Here is a 19,031-nt window from a genome sequence, read left to right as displayed (position 1 = left end):
TTTCACCTCGCATGTTTATGCGAACCATCACATGTAGGCATTTTTTGGGAAAGACCACAGATACAATCTCCCAATCCCTTGCCTACTAGGATGCGACTTTTGTTTTTTTCTATTCGAGCTATTCTGGTAGCTTCTTGTTTCGCTTCGGCAAAATGCATCAAATACACTCTTTGTCGGCCAGGGGTTAAACGGGCGAAAGCTGATTTCAGAGCGTCATCTTCTTCCATCGCGTTTTGAAATTCCTCGGGAACCGCATATTCCTCAATTTTTTTTAAGATCACTTTGGCTCCTGATTTTTCTACTTCAATCGCTTCCAAAATATAGGATTTGATGAGGGCTTCTTTGGAAAGGATATCGTCCAAATGGGAGAATCGAATTTGGCGGCTCGACTGTGTATTTTCTCCAGGTTTACTAAATACTTTGGCAGCATCTTTCAGTAGTACACCCTTAAAAAACATAATAGCAAAGTACTCTTTGAAGCCTTGAAGGATGACTAAATTCGATTTTTCAAAAGAATAACAAGGGGAGCCCCATTTCAAATCTTCTTCTAAGCCCATCTCCAATAATATGCTTCTCAACAAGCTTAATTCTGCTTGCCATTTGTCTAGTTTAACGATGAAGGCATCTACTTTTGGGCTCATAGTCGACATTTTTTCTAAAAATAAATGGAATTTATGACATGTCCGATTTTGGAATTAGCTAAATGTTCAAAAATTTTCCGTCAATAGCTTAGCGTTTATTTATACGATAATCCATGACCAAATGGGAATAAGCCATAATTAGGGCCTTCCATGTAGCCAGGGACATCCGATTTATTATCTTCTACGGCTTTCATGTTGATAGGAGTGGTAAAGGGCATTTTTCCACTTGGATTGTATTTGCCTGTCACAATATCTAACAAGGCCTCTTGGGTCGTTCCAAAAGTAGCTAGGATGGATTTTGTTTTCCCTTTATCAATTTCTTCAATGACCCATGGATTGGTATAATTAATTGCCACGATAGTCGGTTTGCTATTGATTAGTTCATTAACATGATTCACATCAATTCGATTGGCAGATAATCTTAAATCAATTTTGGTGCCTTGGGAACTGAACAGGCCACCACCATTAGGAATTAGCCATAATAAAATAACATCGGCTTCATCCTTATTGGAAACAAATTCCACATCCGAATATTGAGGCTTAGCTACTTTGATGATGTCAGTATTTCTACCTGTATTGAAATAGGTTTCAAAATATACCTTGGTTTTCTTCTTAATAGGTAATATTTGTTGATCATTACGAAGTAAAACAATGGACTTACGAAGTGCCAAATTGGCTAAATCTGTTGAGGCTTTATTTCCAATAATCTGGCTGGCTTCTTCTACCGAAACATAAGGATTTTCAAATAAACCCAATTCAAATTTCTCTTTTAATAATTTGGCCACCGAGTTATTAATTCGCTCTTCTGATATCATGCCTTTTTTCACGGTTTCCAACAAGGTGCTAGGATCAGCGGCTCCAGAAAAAATATCGACACCCGCATTCAAGGCTTTTTGATAGCGCTCGGCAATACTCAAATTTTCTACGCCCCAAGGCATCATTTCGATGGGGCCAGTATCTGAATTGATGATACCATGAAAGCCTAATTTACCTTGAAGTAAATCATGGATCATCGCTTTATTAAATGAGAAACCCACTTCCTCAAATTCTTTGCCTTTTGGAGCAGAATAGTAGGGCATTATCGCCGAAGTACCTGCAGCGATGGCAGCTTTAAATGGTTTTACATGGTAGTCAAACATCCCTCCTGGATAATGGGCAAATTTACCCCAATCAAAATGGGAGTCTTGACCATCTAATTGAGGGCCCCCTCCAGGGAAGTGTTTCGTTGTCATGGCAACGGATTGAGCCCCTAATTTTTTGCCCTGAAAACCCACAATGATTTCTTGAATCATGCGCGAGGTTAAATCAGCATCTTCCCCAAAGGTCCCTTCCACACGCTGCCAACGGGGCTCTGTAGCTAAATCAGCCATGTACATATATCCTTTTCTCAGACCTACGGCACGCCATTCTTTGGAGGCAATCTCTGCAAATTGACGCGTCAAAGTAAAGTCTCTCATGGCAGCCAATCCTAATTCCCCAGGCCATTTAGAAAATGAGGTTACACCCACACTCAATCCTACAGAAGCATCAGTCGTCACATGATTTCTTGGGTTGGAAGCCACGATAGCCGGGATCCCTAATCGAGTATCTTCACATAAGGCTTGGAGATTGTTGGACCAATTGGCCATGATTTCTGGAGCGGCATTAGCCCTTAAAATAAAGTGGCGTAAATGAAGTTGACGAACACCCTTAGTGGTTCCTGCTGCCGACATATTGGGAGCTACTAATGGTTTTCTGGTAAACATATTCGTGTTTTGAATCAAATCTTCTTCATTAAAACCAGCATGGATGGGCGTGGCAGGGCCCGCTGCTGGCGCTCCACCAAATACATTATCGCCCCCCATCCGTGTGGTGCTAATTAACATGAATCCTACTTTTTCCTCCAAGGTCATTTGAGATACCAAATCCTTGATTCTTTCTGAAATAGGTAAGCGCCAATCCTCATATCGATCTAGTTTTTTGTTCTTATTCAGATCTTTGAATGATAGATTTTGAATGCGTAGAATTTCTACGTTTCGACTTCCTAAATTAGGTTGAACTGTTTTCTGTTGAGCTAAGATGTTGGAAAAAGTTAATAGACTCAATACTCCAACAAGTACTTGTTTAATGGGTAGTTGCGTGGTCATAAGATATGGGCTATATCGTGTAAAAGCATTAATTAACTGGTTTCTAATGACTTATTTTTCAAAATATTTAGATAATTGTTTCGCCATTCATCAAAATAAGATAAGTCGGGAGAAATAATTCAATTTGGATTCCTATATTGTAGCAATTAGATACAATATAGAATTATTGTAACGAAAAATATCGGAAAAATACCAAATTAAAAACCATTAGTCGATGAAAAAATGGATCCTTAGTTTAAGTTTGCTCATGAGTGGCTTAACTGTTTTGGCTCAACCTTCTAGGCCAGCACCTACCCCAAATGACACACTAAAGTCTGTAGAAGCTTTAGCCTCTGGGCAAGTTGCATTTCGGATTTATGCACCTAAGGCAAGTCAAGTGACGGTGTCTGGGGATTTTTCAAAGGAATTCGGCCCCAAAAATTTGAGTAAAAATGAAATAGGTGTTTGGTCCTACACCTCAGCGGAGGCTATTGCACCTGATTTTTATACCTATGATTTTACTGTGGATGGAGTTAAAACCTTGGATCCTAAAAATACATTGTTGAAAGAGGGTGAAAATGGCTATTCCAATATCATAGAAATAAGAGGGAAGGAATCAGCCTATGCCGCCATTCAAGTAGTTCCTCATGGTAATTTGGAGAAAGTCTGGTTTCAATCTAAAGTAACGGGTAAGCCTACACGTTTTCATGTGTATACACCCCCAGGCTATGAAACAATGAAATCAAAATTACCTGTTTTGTATTTGCAACATGGCGGGGGAGATAATGATGCGTCATGGTCAACGGCCGGTCGGGCTAATTTTATCATGGATAATCTTCTGGCAGCAGGTAAGTGCCAACCTATGGTGGTGGTTATGCCCATGGGACATCCAGGTTCTGGTTTTTATATGAATCCAGGGATTGAAGAAGATCCATATTACAAGCAAATGTTTGAGGAAATTATGCCCTTGGTCAATGAGAAATATCATGTGTTAACAGATCGTAATCATATAGCTTATGCCGGACTTTCCATGGGTGGATTGCAAGCTCTAAATATGGCACTTTTTGCTCCTGAAAAATTTGGCTATGTATTGCCATTAAGTACTGGATATTTCCCACCTCAACTGAAAATGTTGGAAGATAAATACGTTCAAAATTTGAAAAACCCAGAGATCAATCGCTTAAAACTTTTTTGGATTGCCATGGGAGGAGAAAGGGACATTGCCTACAAAAACGGATTAGGGGTTAATGCTGTCTTTGATAAATATGGGATTAAATACCAAACGAACACCTACGATGCTGGTCATACATTTATTACTTGGCGTCACAATTTAGTTGAATTTGCTCCATTACTTTTTAAAAATTAATCACATGAAAAAAATTGTACTATTTGCCCTTGCTTGTGTTGTTTTAATGGCACAAAATAGCCTGGCACAAACAGCTTCTGCTAAGCATTTACCCATCATAGATGTGCACGTGCATGCCATGAAAGTCAATGCTAATTTTGCCTCGGATATGTCGCCTTGGTTTTTAAGTAACATGCCAGGAACAGATCCTAATGAACCTACGCCCAAATTTTTGAATGCTGATGGCGCCATCATGTTAAAGGCTGCCAAATCCGATCAAGAATTTCAAGATGAGTTGATGCAAACCATGAAACGTTTGAACATGACCATAGTGGCTTCTGGAGATCCTCAAGTAATTCGAAATTGGAAAAAGGCAGCAGCACCTGATCGAGTTATTCCTTCTATCGGCTTTAGTTCCGCAAGTGGTATTAGCGTACAAGCTTTTGAAGATTCCTTGAAGACGGGTTTTTATAAAGTGGTAGGAGAAGTGGGTTTACAATACCAAGGCTTATCTCCTAGTGATCCATCAGTGGACAAGTATTTTGAAGTAGCCGAACGATTGAATGTCCCCGTTGCGATTCACATGGGAACAGGAGGAAATGGCATGGCTAATTTAACTTCACCCAAATACCGAGCATCGATGGGAAATCCCTTATTGTTGGAGGATTTATTAGCGAGGCATCCAAAGCTGAAGGTTTGGGTCATGCATGCTGGGTATCCGATGATTGATGAAATGATCGCTTTGATGGGTGCCAATTCCCATGTTTATGTGGATTTAGCCGGGATGATTTGGAGCTATCCTTTAGAAGAAATACACCTTTATTTGAAAAGATTAGTGCAAGCTGGTTTTGGCAAGCGTATTATGTATGGTACAGATTTAATGGTTTGGCCTAAATTGTTAGAGACATCGTTGGGGGTGATTGAAAATGCCAATTACCTTTCTTTTGAACAGAAAAGAGATATCTTTTTCAATAATGCAGTTCGCTTTTTCCGATTAGATCCTACGAAGTATCAATAGACGGAAATGATCCATGGAGAAATAAAGAAGGGCACCTATTAGGATGCCCTTTTTTATGCTAGATTTCGGATTATTTAAACTGGAAAATAAGAGGGAAAATAAAGCAAACAATAGCAGCCCAAATGGAATAAATGGGGAGGTATTGGGCAATACTTTTAGCCACTAAATTGAAATCAGATTTACCTTGACTAGTTTTCAATAAGGACTTGGCGACCATCAGTAGGTGAATGAAGATCAATAAATTACTACCTAATACGGCTAATCGGTTAGGTGTGATTCCCCACTCGATAATTCGGAAACTTATAGCAGAAAGCGCAATGCCATTCACCACAATGGTCAAAGCAGATAAACCTAATAATAACCAGGTTTGGTAGTTAGGACTTTCACTTTTTTCGGCTTCAGCTACGGAGAATAAAATGAGTGCCATCACGCCTACCAAAAGGCCATTGAAGATCAAAAGAAATTCACGATTGGTATAAGGATCTTTCCCTGTATACACCATAGCAATTAAATATATGACCAAGAAAACAAATACCACAGGGGTAAAGATTTTGGCAATAATGGGAGAAACGTTTTTGACTAAATTCGGATTTTTTTGAATCAAGTAATTGCCCAAAATAGGAGTGGCAGATAGTCCGCTAACAATCACATATTTCCCATAAAACTCTTTGATATCTAGTCCAATGATATTAAATAGACCTAAGGCTATAGCGGTGAATAATCCTCCAGAAAGCAATATAATGGCACACATTACTAATAAATCGCCATGTAATCTCAAAAACTCAATGCTTTTTTGCGTATTGGAAAGCTGTCCTTCTCCCACATAAGCATATGCCCAAATAGACCATAATATCAGAGGTAAATGGATACAAGCTAGTAGAATGGAATCAGAAGGAGAAGTATGAGGAAGTAGGTTGATGTAGATCAGTGAAAAGAGGCAAATACCTAAGGGGAGCATGATTTTAAATATAGGAAATGCTTGTTTCCAAATGAAATAGGCACTCAAGAAAGGGAAAACCACAAAGGATATATTTCTCTGAAAAAAGGTATCTTGATCTAATCCGAAAAATGTTGGAATCTGAGAAATGAGGGCTGCGCAAACAGCTAAAATGGCAATAACAAACAATTCATTTTTGTTGCCTAATGTGATGGGTTCCGATGTATAATTTAAACGTTGGTTCCAAAATTGTAAACTCGTTTCCTCATGATATTCTGGCCACAAGGCATTGATTTCTTTTTTAAATAATGCAGAATTTGTGCGGTATAATTTTTCCAGCTGTTCTGGATTTTTCAGGTTTTGTATGATCTCGCTTTTCATGATAATTGAGGCAAATAAATGTTTACGTACTGGAATAATTCGTCGTTATACTATCTTATAGAACCCAATTGTAGGCAAGCATTTATGGAAATACTTAGCGAGGCAATAACTCGGTAATTGTTTAAAAATTACATCACATTTTGTTTAGTGGCTATTTTATTCAATAAACGGCAATATGCTGTTATATAATTCCCTTCCACCAGGTAGAGAATGTTGGATTTTCTTCTCTCAGGTCTACTAGCTCACCTATTTTTGGAGTAATTACAGGAATTTCCTGCTTTTTACTATTTTCCCAGAGTAACTGTAAGGGTTCATCCCAAGGATGGATGCTTAATTTAAATTTCGAGTTATGACCAGCAAAGATTCTTTTCGCATTCAATTCTTTGGCAACAGTAAAAATCTCCTCAGGCATGAGATGGATGTATTTCCAAGCCAAATTATATTGGCCTTGTTCTATCAAGGCTAAATCAAAAGGCCCATGCTGATCACCAATGGCTTTAAAGTGACTATCATATCCGCTATCTCCCCCAAGAAATAGATTATGTTGGGAAGTTTTTAACACAAAAGAAACCCAGAGCGTTTTATTACGTTGTATACCCCTTCCAGAAAAATGACGAGCTGGGGTGGCCGTTAATTTCCAATCTTTTTCTAATTGGATGGATTCATTCCAATCCAATTCTTCAATGATGTCTGGTGAATAGCCCCAATATTCTAAATGCTCCCCAACTCCTAATCCACACACCACCTGTTTCACTTTAGGTTGGATTTTTTTTATTGTTTCATAGTCTAGATGATCATAATGATCATGGGAGATCAGCAAATAATCGATGTCGGGTAAACTTTCTGCTGGATAGGGATCGGTTCCTTTAAATGAAGCATTTAACCATGAAAAAGGGGCCGCATAGCCACTCAAAACGGGATCAATTAATATGGTTTTCCCTTCTAGTTGAAGTAAATACGAAGAATGCCCGAACCAAATCATATAGTCTGTGTTGGGACTTATTTGTTTCAAATCAGTTTTTACGGTGGGCAGTGCCACAGTAGGTTTGGTACGGATATCTTTGCTGGTCATCACCCTCCACATGGACCCTATTTTATTATTTTCTTCTGCAAAAGTGGGGGTATAGGATAAGTTTTGAAATTGTCCGTCTTTATAATTCGGAGAATTTTTAATTCGTTGTAACCTTTTACCTTTTGGGTTAGTACCCAAAACAGCTTTATTGAGGGCAATCCAAGAACCGACTGAGATGCTTGATAATATTCCTAGATAGCCTAGCATACGTCTTCTTTTCATAATTTATGGAGTAATTTAATGTTTTTGTCTAATCTTTGAACGAAATCCTTTTCTCATCTGAGGGAAAGAGGATAAATTTCGCATCAGTGAGCATTTAACATCAATTTCGTAAAACTAGTTTGATTCGGTAGGAAATATTTGTTTCACTTGAATCAACTTTGTAATCCCAATCCCAATACGGTATGATTTCAGCCTTATTTGTGCCCTCGCTTTCAGATTCAAATACCTCCATCTTAGATTTAAGTGTGCATAACCCAAGATTTAATTCAGGAATTTATCAGGATATAGCCAAATTTAGTCGATTCATTCAGGATTCAAAGGGTTCTAATAGGTATGGGGTAGGAGGGTATTTAGAGCATCGAAAGATGTATGAATCACATGAGAATTTTGCAACGAGCCAACAAGATTATCGGAATATCCACTTAGGAATAGATATTTGGGCGGAGGCAGGCACGGAAGTGTTCGCGCCCATGGATGGGATCATTCATAGTTTTCAAGTGAATGAAGGTTCAGGTAACTATGGGCCAACCATTCTATTAGCTCATCAAATCCGAGGAGAAAAAATCTATAGTTTATACGGACATCTTTCAAGTCATGATTTAGATGGGCTGATTCAAGGACAAGAAATACGTCAAGGCCAGCTCATGGCACATGTAGGAAATCCATCTGAAAATGGGGGTTGGCCACCTCATTTACATTTCCAGTTGATACGTGACTTGCAAAATTTTGTGGGTGATTACCCCGGTGTTTGTTCCCAAAGAGATTTGGATTTTTATGCTCAAAATTGTCCAAATCCAGCCCTCTTTATGAAGGATTAATTATTGACATTTAACCTTTCTAATACACCTTTTCTTTTGACTAAATTTTTATAATCCCATTGAATGGTTTTAGATTTTTGAAGCCAGTTTGTGAGATCTTGGACTGGGATATCTTGTACATTTTGAAAATAGATACCTGCCGCTTTAAACTTACCAATAGCTTCTAATGGGTTTTCCTCAAAAGATTGTCCACTCCAAAATAACAATAGAATTCCCTTTTTCAGAGAGCTATATCCTACAATCGGGTTTTCATGGATAAACCAGACGGGTATAGCATGCCAAATTTTACAACTTGCCTCAGGTAATTTTTCTGAAATGAAGTGGGTTAAAAAATCCCCAATTTCCGCTTCTTGTGGAGAAAGCTTCTGATTAAATGCTTGAATGGCAGGGTTCATGGTCGTAATTTATTAAATGAGGGACATTCTTTTAGAGTCATTTCTAGTTCAAATGTATTCAATTACCTGTAATTTTAGCTACCCTTTCGAATCAACAAATGAGCACATATAAATCCATGAAATATTTATTAACCTTCATTATCATCTTTTCAATTTCCATTTGCCTGCGGGCACAGGAGCAAAAAGCAGCCCAATATTTGCAGAAAATTAGAAATAATGAGGCAGAATTGACGGCGTTTATGGCTCAAATGCCGAAAGGTGGGGACTTACATCACCATTTTAGTGGCTCTATTTATGCAGAACCTTTATTGGAAAAAGCGATTAAATTGGATTACTATGTCAATTTGGAAACGAAGGCGGTAGCTAAGGATCAGGCTGGTAAACCGAATTGGAAGCGCTTTTCTGAGCTATCATCTGAAGGGTCCTTGGCTGGGATGAAAAATGAGATAATTCGTCGCTGGTCAGTGAAGGATTATTATCCTGGATTTTATCCTTCGGATCAATTGTTTTTTGAATCTTTTGATAAATACTTGCCGGCTCTTAATGAAGAATATGCACCAGGTATGGTAGAGTTAAAAAATCGAGCCATAGCAGAAAATGTGTCCTACATTGAAACCATGTTTTCGCCCGTTTATTCAAATGTTAACATTCAGGATTTATCAACTTATGATTCAGAATTAAGGAGCTTGGCCAACTTGTCAAATAAACAAGGGGTATTGAATTTATTGGAAATTGTTTATTCAAAGCTATTGCAAAAAGAGTCCATGAATCAGGCGATAATTTGGAACAATAGCTTCATTCAGCGGTTGCATGATAGTCTAAAAATAGACGATGAACGCTTCACCATGCGATATCAAAAGTATGTGCTGAGATTTAAAAATCCGGTTGATTTATTCAAGGATATTGTCATCAGTTTTATGGCGGCAGACCAAAGTAAATTGATTGCAGGTGTTAATATGGTAGCTCCTGAACATGGGGAAAATTCTATGAAAGATTACCGATTGCATATGTTGATGTTTCAGTTTTGTCATCAGAAGTTCCCTCGAGTGAAGTATTCTTTACACGCAGGAGAATTGGCTATGGGTCAAGTGGCGCCTGAAAGTTTAACATGGCATATTGGAGACGCGATACATACAGCGAAAGCGAATCGAATTGGCCATGGTGTTGATATACCTTATGAAAAAAACAGTTATGATCTTTTGAGATACATGAGCAAACATAAAATACCCGTGGAAATGAATCTGGTTTCTAACCGATTTATTTTACGAATCAAAGAAGATAAGCACCCCATTCAATTATATCATCAATTCAAGGTTCCACTTTTAATTAGTACCGATGATGCGGGTGTTTTGCGTACCAGCTTAACGGAACAATACGTTTTATTGGCTAAATCATATCCGTTTTTTAACTATGCTCATATCAAGGAAATGGTATTTAATAGTTTGGATTACAGTTTTATTCAAGAGCCTGAAGTCAAGCAGAAATTGCGACAAGATTTAGAGAAAAGATTTAAGGAATTTGAAGCAAGAATCCCTTAAAGCTAAGGCTATTGTAAATATATAGCTCTAGAAATTGAATTGTGGAATGGAACATCATTTTTATGATTTCTTTATAAGTGATTATCTAGATTTGTCATTATGAAAGGGTCAATATTACATCAAGTATTTACAGTAATCGGGATTGTCTTATTCTCATCTATCATTTGTTATTTTTTCACTGATATTTTAGGATATAGATCCGTTGCATTAATACTATTGATGGAAACCTCGCTTATCGCCATGTTTTTTGACGTGGTTCCAGTTGTGATTGCGGCAACATTAAGTGCACTAATCTGGAATTTTTGGTTTATCCCACCCCGATTTACTTTTCACATAACTTACTCAGAAGACTTATTACTATTTCTGATGTATTTTTTTATTGCATTGGTAAATGGATTATTAACCGTTAAAATTCGACAAGCTGAAGCGAAAGCTCGGGATAAAGAAGAAAAAGAGTTAACGATTGGACTTTATAATACATTGTTGAATTCCCTTTCCCATGAATTGAGAACACCCATAGCGACTATTTTAGGAACTGTAGATACGTTGAAAGATGAGAACAACTCTATTTCAAAGGAGCAAAAGGTTGAATTATTTCAAGGAATAGAACTGGCAAGTCTTCGATTAAATCAACAAGTTGAGAATCTCTTAAATATGAGTCGTTTAGAATCAGGGAGCTTAAAATTATCAATGGATTGGGTTGATATAACAGAATGGAGCCATCATTTATTGAGTAAATTTTCTTCAGAAGCTAATCAAAGGGATATACAGCTTGAGATTGGAGATAATTTACCATTAGTACTTTTAGACATTGGTATTTTGGAACAAATGGTCAGTAATCTGATAAGAAATGCCCTACAATATACTCCTAGTACTGTACCTATTTATTTAAAAGTATTCGTAGTTAATGATCAATTGGAATTGGTCGTTTCAGATGAGGGGCCAGGGTTTCCAATAGATTTAATTCCTTTTGTATTTGATAAATTTTATCGCTTACCAAATTCAAATTCAGGAGGAACGGGCTTAGGGCTATCCATTGTGAAAGGATATGTTGAGGCCTATGGAGGTACAATTACATTGAGAAACATGGAGAATGGTTGTGAATTTCTAATAAGAATCCCCGTTGTAACTTCTTACCTAAACTATATTAAGAATGAGTAGGTATACTGTTTTAATCATTGATGATGAGGTGGCGATACAAAAGCTGCTTAAGATAGCCCTAGAAAGTCAGGAATATACAGTTATTCAAGCATTTTCAGGGAGAGAGGGATTGGCTTTAGCGGCAAGTTATTTACCTGATGTGATTCTATTAGATATTGGTTTACCAGACCTAAATGGGCATGAAATATTGGCTCACTTACATGATTGGTATACCAAATCAATTATCATGCTTTCTGTTCAAAACGCTGAATTAGACATGGTGAAAGCCTTGGATATGGGAGCGATGGATTATTTAACTAAGCCATTTCGAACAGGAGAATTAATGGCTAGAATTAGATCTGCCATTCGTCGAAATGCAACAGATCAAATGAAATCAAATTGGACATTTCAGGATTTGAACTTGGATTTAACCGCTCGTTTACTCAAGAAAAACAATCAAGTAATTAAGTTAACGCAGACGGAATTTAATTTGTTGGTTTTGTTTGCTAAAAACGAAGGTAGGGTTTTAACGCATCAGCAAATTTTAAAAGAAATATGGGGTGTTGGTTCTCAGTTGGAGACTCAATATTTACGTGTTTACGTAGGAACTTTAAGGAAGAAAATCGAAGATAACCCCAATTTACCTAAACATATTATTACTGAAAATGGGATAGGATACCGTTTTCAAGGCTAATCTTTATATTTTTTTTACGCAAGCACCCTTCATTTTTATGCTTGTTTGATAAGGGAATAACAACCTTTGCGACAGATAAAAATGCACTATGGAAAAGGGAAATTTACTTGTATCAAAGGGGGTAACAGCCTCATCATTATTGGTTGCGCTTGGAATTATTTATGGGGATATCGGAACAAGTCCGCTATATGTTTTTAAGGCAATCGTTGGCGAACGACCAATAGAAGAAACACTCGTTTTCGGAGGGATTTCTTGTATCTTTTGGACACTGGTTTTCCAAACAAGCATCAAATACATCTGGTTAACTTTAAAGGCAGATAATCAAGGAGAAGGCGGGATATTTTCCCTGTATGCCTTAGTAAGGCGAAACGGCAAAAAACTAGTGATTCCTACTATTTTAGGAGCCACTACACTATTAGCTGATGGTATTATTACGCCACCTATATCTGTTGCATCCGCTATTGAGGGACTTGTGATGGTACCCGGCTTTGAATCTATTCCCACTGTCCCCATTGTCATCGTTATATTGTCGGTGTTGTTTTTTATTCAACGTTTTGGTACTCAGAAAGTTGGTGTAACATTTGGGCCTATTATGGTCATTTGGTTTAGCATGTTATTGATTCTCGGGATTAGTCAAATTATAGAACATCCCACCGTGATACAAGCTTTAAATCCAATTTATGGATACCAGTTATTAGTTCAATATCCCAAAGGCTTTTGGTTATTAGGGGCTGTGTTTTTAGCGACAACTGGTGCAGAAGCATTGTACTCAGACCTCGGACACTGTGGTCTAAAGAATATTCGGATAACATGGGTATTTGTAAAGATTTGTTTAATTACGAACTATTTAGGTCAGGCTGCATGGATTTTGAATCAAGGGCAACAGGTTTTAAATGGCCGAAATCCGTTTTATGAAATGATGCCTTCATGGTTTTTATTAGTTGGGATTTCTATTGCAACCATGGCAACGATCATTGCTTCTCAAGCATTAATTAGTGGGAGTTTTACCATGATTAATGAGGCGGTAAACTTAAATTTCTGGCCTAGAGTAACCGTTCGTCAACCAACGGAATTAAAGGGTCAAATATATATTCCAAGTGTAAATATTATTTTATGGATTGGGTGTATTTTGATGATTTTATATTTTCAAACATCCAGTCATATGGAAGCTGCTTATGGATTTTCCATTACAGTTGCCATGATGATGACTACCTATTTACTAAGTTATTTCTTGTTATATAAATTGAGATGGAAACGAGTTTATGTAGCGGCATTGATGCTATTATTTGCCACCATAGAGGTCTCCTTTTTTATAGCGAATGTTGCCAAGATTAAAGAAAGATGGATGTTTTTGTTTTTTGAATTATTTATATTCATGACCATGTATATTTGGTTTTATTCAAGAAAGATTAATAATCGATTCACAAAATTTGTTGATTTAGGCAAGTTTGTACAACAAATCAAAGATTTAAGTATTGACGAAGCCATTCCGAAATTTGCCACACATGTTGTGTATATGACCAAGGCAAATACGCGAAGAGAAATTGAAGACAAAATTATTAAATCAATCTTTTCTAAAAGGCCTAAAAGGGCAGATGTATATTGGTTTTTGCATATTGATAGAACAGAAGAACCTTATACACTCTCTTATTCTGTGAATGAATTAGTAGATGATAAAGTAATTAAAATCAATTTGAATATTGGCTTTAGAATTCAACCAAAAACGGAGTTTTACTTCAAAAAAATTGTCCAAGATTTAGTAAAGAATAAAGAACTAAATTTACATATCAGGCCAGATGGTTCGACAAAATATAATGCAGAGCCGGATTTTAAATTTGTCATTATTGAAAAATATTTATCCGTTGAAAATGAGTTTAGCCTAAAGGATGGCTTATTGTTAAACTCCTATTTTAAATTGAAAAAAATGGGGCAAAGAGATGAACAAGCATTTGGCTTAGACAAATCCGACGTGGAATTAGAATATGTTCCACTTGTTTATCATTCCATCGGTAACGTGGATTTAAAGAGAATCTAGTGAATAAAGTAGTCCTATTTCTTTGTTTTACCTTTCCGCTTTTTGGTCAACCAGATTCAACGAGTAAATCTGTTTTTCAATTATATGGTTATGCAGAAGGCTATTATTTGATAGACCCAATCCAAAAAACAGCTCACGAAAAAGAATCCTTTTTCTTCAATCATGCCAAGGCAAATCAATGGGATTTGAACTTAGGGATATTAGGATTAGCCATCAAAAAGGGTCCATTAAATGTGCAGATTTCGGGTATGTTGGGTTCTTATTCTTCTCGGAATTTAGCCAATGAGGGGAAGATCTGGAGGAATATTTTTGAGATGAATCTATCCTATCAAATGGCAGAAAATTGGTCTATCTTGGCTGGAATATTTCCATCACATATAGGTTTTGAATCGGCCAAAAATGCAGAGAACTGGACTCTTTCCCGAAGCTTTGTTGCTGAAAACTCACCATATTATGAGTCTGGATTAAGTATTTCTTATAAACCCAATCAATCATGGACATATTCGATTCTTGCACTTAGAGGCTGGCAACATATTCAAGATTTTAGACCAGCTATAGGAACTCAAATTACCTATGTTGCTGCTAACTCTTGGATCTGGAATTCAAGTGGGTTTATAGGAAATGAGGGGAATGGGCTTCGGCTATTCCATGATTTTTATTGGGTAATACCTTTGTCAAAAAAGGTCAAGACGGTGCTCATTTCAGACATAGGTTTCCAAAATGAATTTTGGCACGGAGAAGCTTTGATGATGCAAGTTAAACTGAGCAATAAATGGAAATTTGCAGGCCGAATCGAGCAGTTCTCTGACCGAAAGTACATTATTTTGGCTCCAGACTCATTCGTTCAATCGGCATCTATCAATGCCGACTTCAGTTTATTTCCCAAGATGCTATTTCGGGCGGAATGGAAGGTTTATCATTCGTCAAACGAGACTTCGAATATACATTCGCCAGAATACATCTTTGGAGTGGTTTTTGGGAAATAGACTTAAACTTTTCAAGCAAATTAAATCTTGGATTCAAGTATTGTATCACCTGAATCCAAGACCTATTTTAATACGCTGCAGTAAACCTTACTTGGTGATGTTTAGCTTGTTCGGCTTCATCAACGATGACAACAGCTAAATCTTCTACCGATAAGATACTTCGTTGATTGGAATCGAATACAGGGTTTTCTAAGCCTAATCTATATTGACCCGTTCTGCCTGTTTGAATTCCAGGATGCATTTCTATGGCAGGACTAATAAATGCCCAATCTAATTCTTTTTCATTTTTTAGGTAAGTCAAATAATCTCTAGCGGCTGTTGCCCCAGCATAATATTCTTGAGGGAATTCTGGCGTATCTACTAGTTGTACTCCAGGGGCAATGTATAAACTTCCAGCACCGCCGATGGTGATAAAGCGTTTCACGCCAGCTATTTTCACGGCCTCTTGAATTTTCTTAGAGCCTTCAAGGAAGTCGTGATACAAGTTGGGATTGGTCCATCCTGCATTAAAACTATTAATGACTACGTCAACACCTTGTAAAGCATGTGCCAGTTCATCCACTAGTGAAATGTCTACTTGCTTCCAAGTAATAAGTGGATTCTCATGGGAGAGTTGAGGGTTTCTAGTAATGGCAACTACTTCGTGTTGTCTATTGACAAGTTCATGTAGTAGGGCTTTGCCTACAAATCCTGTTGATCCTATTAGAGCGATTTTCATGATGATAAAATTTATTGTAATAAACAAAGTTACAGTAATGTATAAAAAAAAGGTTTAAAAATCTTTAGAAAACTGTTCTAAAGTCAAGGTCATTAGTTGACTCGAGATTTGATTATTTAAGTTAGTATATAACATGTCCAATTGGGTATTTATTTTTTTTCCAATAGGGCAATTGGGGTTTGGGTGATTTTTGGAATATCCAAAAGAAACCTTTTCCAAGGTAATTTTTAATACTTGATCTAGGTTGATTTGAGAAGGGGCTTTGGCTAACATAGTACCACCATTCTTGCCTTCTTTACTAACGACTAGCTGATGGTTTTTTAAATTAATTATTTCCTTTCTTACTAGTACGGGGTGTAAGTTTAAACTGCTGGCAATAAAATCAGATGACAAATACTCATGTTGGAATTTTGTCAACAACGTTAAAATATGCAGAGATATAGCAAACTTACCTGAAATCATACTGTAATAAATAAGGTTACAATATTAAGAATTAAAATTTAGCTTGCCAATTTTTTTGCATTTTATTTTTAATTCAGGCAAAATTGATAATCTTGAAAGGCATATAATTTGAACTTCGTTATGATACAACCAAAGGAAATTCTAGGTAGATGGGTTGAGTTATTTAATCAATATGATGCTGATGGATTGGCGGCATTGTATACGGAAGATTGTATCAATCATCAAACACCTAACGGAATTGTTCAAGGCCGAGAGGCCATTCGTGCGATGTTTCGAAGTGAATTTGAGCAATTTGAAATGGTTTGTATCGTCGAGAATATATTTCAAGATGGCAATGTAGGTATGTTAGAATGGAAGGATCCTAAAGGCCTGCGAGGCTGTGGATTTTTTTGGATTGAAAATGGACAAATTGCCTATCAAAGGGGCTATTGGGATAAATTATCTTTTATGAATCAGCAATCTGGTGCCTAGATTTATGCACATGGTTTTTGCTATTAACATGAAATTATGGATGAAAATAAAGGGATTAATTTACCTCCAACTTACCTAGGCATTCAAGAAAAGACCCGAGTATCGGGTTTTAGTATGGCATCTGATATTTTGACAGGGTCATTGTTAAGAACTTTGGCAGCTTCCAAACCGGCCTCTAATTTTCTTGAATTGGGAACTGGAACAGGTCTATCTACTTCTTGGATGTTAGATGGAATGGATCAGAAATCTACCTTGACTTCCATTGACAATGATGACGCTTTTTTATCTATTGCGAGAGAATATTTGGGCTCAGATTCAAGACTGGTGTTGGTCAATTCTGATGGTGAAGACTGGGTAATGTCTCATCTTTCCCATCGATATGATTTTATTTTTGCGGATACTTGGCATGGTAAATACTTATTGTTAGATGAGGTGTTGAACATGCTAAACCCAGGAGGAATTTATGTGATTGATGACATGATTGAGCAAGCTAACTGGCCAGTTGGACATAGTGAAAAAGCCGCCAAATTGATTCAAGAATTAGAAAATAGGAAATACCTCAATGTGACCAAATTAGTTTGGTCTACAGGACTAATGATTGCAGTAAAGAATTAAGAAAAAGGGGGAATTACGATGATTGTAGAAGTAGCAGTATTACAGGTTAGAAAGGGACAAGCAAAGTCATTTGAAGCAGATTTTAAATTGGCTAGTCAATACATTCGATCCATCCCTGGTTATCATTCGCATTCCCTTTTGAAATGCATGGAACAGGAAAATAAATACATTTTAGTAGCTCATTGGCAAAAATTGGAAGATCATACGGTTGGCTTTCGACAATCTCCACAATATGAACAGTGGAGAGAATTGTTACATCATTATTATGACCCATTTCCTGTTATTGAGCATTATCAAGAAATAATATTGACATGATTAAAAGACTTGAATCCATCGATTTTTTAAGAGGTATTGTTGTGATTCTCATGTTATTGGACCATGTGAGGGATTTGTTTCACGTTCATTCCATTGATCAATCCCCCACAGATTTAGCAGTAACGACTCCTGCGGTATTTTACACCAGAATTATCACTCATCTTTGCGCTCCTATTTTTGTATTTCTGGCAGGTAGTTCGGCATATCTGGTATTTCAAAGGTCCGAGAATAAAAAACAATTCAGTCAGCGCATGATTCTTAGAGGCGCTTGGCTCATCTTGTTGGATTTGGTAGTGGTCAATCTAGGCTTATTTTTTGATATACATTTTGGACTTATACTAATCGACGTGCTAAGTGCCATTGGTTTCTCGATGGTGATGATTGGACTATTCAATCGTCTTTCAACGAAGCAAATTTTTTGGTTGGCATTAGGTATTATCTTGCTCCAACAGGTGTTGTTGCAAATTCAACCAACATGGCTAAAACCTCTCTCATTTTTAATTAGTCCGAATGCATTCCCTTTACCTAATGGCACCTTGTTGGTGGTCGGTTATCCACCTATTTCCTGGCTTGGAATATGTCTGTTGGGCTATTCTTTAGGGCATTATTTTTTGGAGAAAACGACGGCTGATTTTTGGAAATTAGGTTTTAGGTTATGTTTCCTTTTTTTAGTTGTTCGATATTTTAATCTGGGTGGAGATGCCCCATGGCAAATAGATGGATCGTGGACGAAACAATGTATGTCCTTTTTTAATGTATCAAAATATCCTCCAAGCATTAGTTTTACAACATTGACCTTAGGCATCATGTTTTTGCTGCTGAGTGTAAGTCAATATGTCGGGAAAAAGGGGATAGAAATAGTCAGTTCTTTTGGGCGAGTACCCTTATTCTTTTTTGTCAGCCACTGGTTTGTTCTTCACCTGATTTTGTTGGCTTTGATTTTTAATCAAGGCTTTCATATCGCCGATTTAGAATTCGGATTTCAATTAAGTAGACCTAAAAAATTTATTGGTTTGAGTCTTTCCCAAGTTTATCTCGTTTGGTTTTTGGTGGCTTTACTCTATTACCCACTTTGTCGGTATTATTACCAATGGCAGCAAAGCAGAAAGAATCACTAAGGAGA

At 37.0% G+C, this 19,031-nt stretch carries 19 protein-coding genes; 12 read left to right on the top strand and 7 right to left on the bottom strand.

Annotated features, from left to right (window positions below):
• Nucleotides 1–2 precede the first annotated feature (2 nt).
• Both EWU22_RS01875 and EWU22_RS01870 read right to left on the bottom strand, forming a co-directional pair.
• Entirely contained in the window at nucleotides 3–641 is a 639-nt protein-coding gene (locus EWU22_RS01875; RefSeq protein ID WP_130924181.1) for a DUF1801 domain-containing protein, read from the bottom strand.
• 95 nt (nucleotides 642–736) lie between these two features.
• A complete protein-coding gene (locus EWU22_RS01870) occupies nucleotides 737–2,767 on the bottom strand; it encodes a glycoside hydrolase family 3 protein (RefSeq protein WP_109324801.1) in 2,031 nt (676 codons plus the stop codon).
• A gap of 214 nt (nucleotides 2,768–2,981) precedes the next feature.
• On the opposite strand from EWU22_RS01870, the gene EWU22_RS01865 reads away from it, so the two are divergent.
• Together EWU22_RS01865 and EWU22_RS01860 are read left to right on the top strand one after the other, a co-directional pair.
• Nucleotides 2,982–4,112: an esterase gene (locus EWU22_RS01865; RefSeq protein WP_130924180.1), complete on the top strand. Its 1,131-nt coding sequence runs from the start codon at nucleotides 2,982–2,984 to the stop codon at nucleotides 4,110–4,112.
• 4 nt (nucleotides 4,113–4,116) lie between these two features.
• A complete protein-coding gene (locus tag EWU22_RS01860; RefSeq protein WP_130924179.1) occupies nucleotides 4,117–5,109 on the top strand; it encodes an amidohydrolase family protein in 993 nt (330 codons plus the stop codon).
• A gap of 70 nt (nucleotides 5,110–5,179) precedes the next feature.
• Here the strand turns inward: EWU22_RS01860 and EWU22_RS01855 are convergent, their stop codons facing one another.
• Complete coding sequence (locus EWU22_RS01855) at nucleotides 5,180–6,427, bottom strand: DUF4153 domain-containing protein (protein WP_130924178.1); 1,248 nt, start codon at nucleotides 6,425–6,427, stop codon at nucleotides 5,180–5,182.
• Between the two features lie 181 nt (nucleotides 6,428–6,608).
• A complete protein-coding gene (locus EWU22_RS01850; protein ID WP_226998243.1) occupies nucleotides 6,609–7,721 on the bottom strand; it encodes an MBL fold metallo-hydrolase in 1,113 nt (370 codons plus the stop codon).
• Nucleotides 7,722–7,903: 182 nt separating this feature from the next.
• Between EWU22_RS01850 and EWU22_RS01845 the strand changes: the two genes are divergently transcribed.
• Nucleotides 7,904–8,539 carry a peptidoglycan DD-metalloendopeptidase family protein gene (locus EWU22_RS01845; RefSeq protein ID WP_130924177.1) on the top strand — a complete coding sequence of 212 codons (636 nt, stop codon included), beginning with the start codon at nucleotides 7,904–7,906 and terminating at the stop codon, nucleotides 8,537–8,539.
• Here EWU22_RS01845 and EWU22_RS01840 read toward each other — a convergent pair.
• Nucleotides 8,536–8,934 carry a DUF1801 domain-containing protein gene (locus tag EWU22_RS01840; RefSeq protein WP_130924176.1) on the bottom strand — a complete coding sequence of 133 codons (399 nt, stop codon included), beginning with the start codon at nucleotides 8,932–8,934 and terminating at the stop codon, nucleotides 8,536–8,538. The two genes, EWU22_RS01845 and EWU22_RS01840, sit on opposite strands and share 4 nt — an antisense overlap.
• 116 nt (nucleotides 8,935–9,050) lie before the next feature.
• Between EWU22_RS01840 and EWU22_RS01835 the strand changes: the two genes are divergently transcribed.
• The 5 genes from EWU22_RS01835 to EWU22_RS01815 all read left to right on the top strand — a co-directional run bounded on the left by EWU22_RS01835 (nucleotide 9,051) and on the right by EWU22_RS01815 (nucleotide 15,327).
• Complete coding sequence (locus tag EWU22_RS01835; protein ID WP_130924175.1) at nucleotides 9,051–10,472, top strand: amidohydrolase family protein; 1,422 nt, start codon at nucleotides 9,051–9,053, stop codon at nucleotides 10,470–10,472.
• 99 nt (nucleotides 10,473–10,571) lie between these two features.
• The gene (locus tag EWU22_RS01830) at nucleotides 10,572–11,633 is read left to right on the top strand and encodes a sensor histidine kinase (protein WP_130924174.1); all 1,062 of its coding nucleotides are present in this window, start codon (nucleotides 10,572–10,574) and stop codon (nucleotides 11,631–11,633) included.
• Nucleotides 11,626–12,306 (top strand): response regulator, encoded by a 681-nt coding sequence (locus EWU22_RS01825; RefSeq protein WP_130924173.1) that lies wholly within the window; start codon nucleotides 11,626–11,628, stop codon nucleotides 12,304–12,306. The genes EWU22_RS01830 and EWU22_RS01825 overlap by 8 nt, the downstream gene beginning before the upstream one ends.
• 88 nt (nucleotides 12,307–12,394) lie before the next feature.
• Nucleotides 12,395–14,341 carry a KUP/HAK/KT family potassium transporter gene (locus EWU22_RS01820; protein ID WP_130924172.1) on the top strand — a complete coding sequence of 649 codons (1,947 nt, stop codon included), beginning with the start codon at nucleotides 12,395–12,397 and terminating at the stop codon, nucleotides 14,339–14,341.
• The gene (locus EWU22_RS01815) at nucleotides 14,341–15,327 is read left to right on the top strand and encodes an outer membrane beta-barrel protein (RefSeq protein WP_130924171.1); all 987 of its coding nucleotides are present in this window, start codon (nucleotides 14,341–14,343) and stop codon (nucleotides 15,325–15,327) included. Before EWU22_RS01820 ends, EWU22_RS01815 begins: the two co-directional genes overlap by 1 nt.
• Nucleotides 15,328–15,394: 67 nt before the next feature.
• Here the strand turns inward: EWU22_RS01815 and EWU22_RS01810 are convergent, their stop codons facing one another.
• Both EWU22_RS01810 and EWU22_RS01805 read right to left on the bottom strand, forming a co-directional pair.
• On the bottom strand, nucleotides 15,395–16,045 hold the full coding sequence (locus EWU22_RS01810) for an NAD(P)-dependent oxidoreductase (RefSeq protein ID WP_130924170.1): 651 nt from the start codon (nucleotides 16,043–16,045) through the stop codon (nucleotides 15,395–15,397).
• A gap of 54 nt (nucleotides 16,046–16,099) precedes the next feature.
• Nucleotides 16,100–16,507, bottom strand: coding sequence for an Rrf2 family transcriptional regulator (locus tag EWU22_RS01805; RefSeq protein ID WP_109324792.1), 408 nt, complete (start codon nucleotides 16,505–16,507; stop codon nucleotides 16,100–16,102).
• 120 nt (nucleotides 16,508–16,627) lie between these two features.
• Between EWU22_RS01805 and EWU22_RS01800 the strand changes: the two genes are divergently transcribed.
• From EWU22_RS01800 to EWU22_RS01785, 4 genes are read left to right on the top strand one after another with little or no spacing between them, the layout of a single operon-like run.
• Nucleotides 16,628–16,978 carry a nuclear transport factor 2 family protein gene (locus EWU22_RS01800; protein WP_231962591.1) on the top strand — a complete coding sequence of 117 codons (351 nt, stop codon included), beginning with the start codon at nucleotides 16,628–16,630 and terminating at the stop codon, nucleotides 16,976–16,978.
• A gap of 36 nt (nucleotides 16,979–17,014) precedes the next feature.
• A complete protein-coding gene (locus EWU22_RS01795; protein WP_130924169.1) occupies nucleotides 17,015–17,593 on the top strand; it encodes an O-methyltransferase in 579 nt (192 codons plus the stop codon).
• Nucleotides 17,594–17,611: 18 nt separating this feature from the next.
• Entirely contained in the window at nucleotides 17,612–17,908 is a 297-nt protein-coding gene (locus EWU22_RS01790; RefSeq protein ID WP_130924168.1) for an antibiotic biosynthesis monooxygenase family protein, read from the top strand.
• Nucleotides 17,905–19,026: a DUF1624 domain-containing protein gene (locus tag EWU22_RS01785; RefSeq protein ID WP_130924167.1), complete on the top strand. Its 1,122-nt coding sequence runs from the start codon at nucleotides 17,905–17,907 to the stop codon at nucleotides 19,024–19,026. Before EWU22_RS01790 ends, EWU22_RS01785 begins: the two co-directional genes overlap by 4 nt.
• The last annotated feature ends 5 nt before the right edge of the window (nucleotides 19,027–19,031 follow it).

Origin of the sequence: Aquirufa nivalisilvae (genome assembly GCF_004307455.1) — a bacterium.
Classification (GTDB): domain Bacteria; phylum Bacteroidota; class Bacteroidia; order Cytophagales; family Spirosomataceae; genus Aquirufa; species Aquirufa nivalisilvae.
The sequence above is the reverse complement of the archived record's forward strand: the minus strand, read 5'-3'. Positions and strand labels throughout refer to the sequence as shown.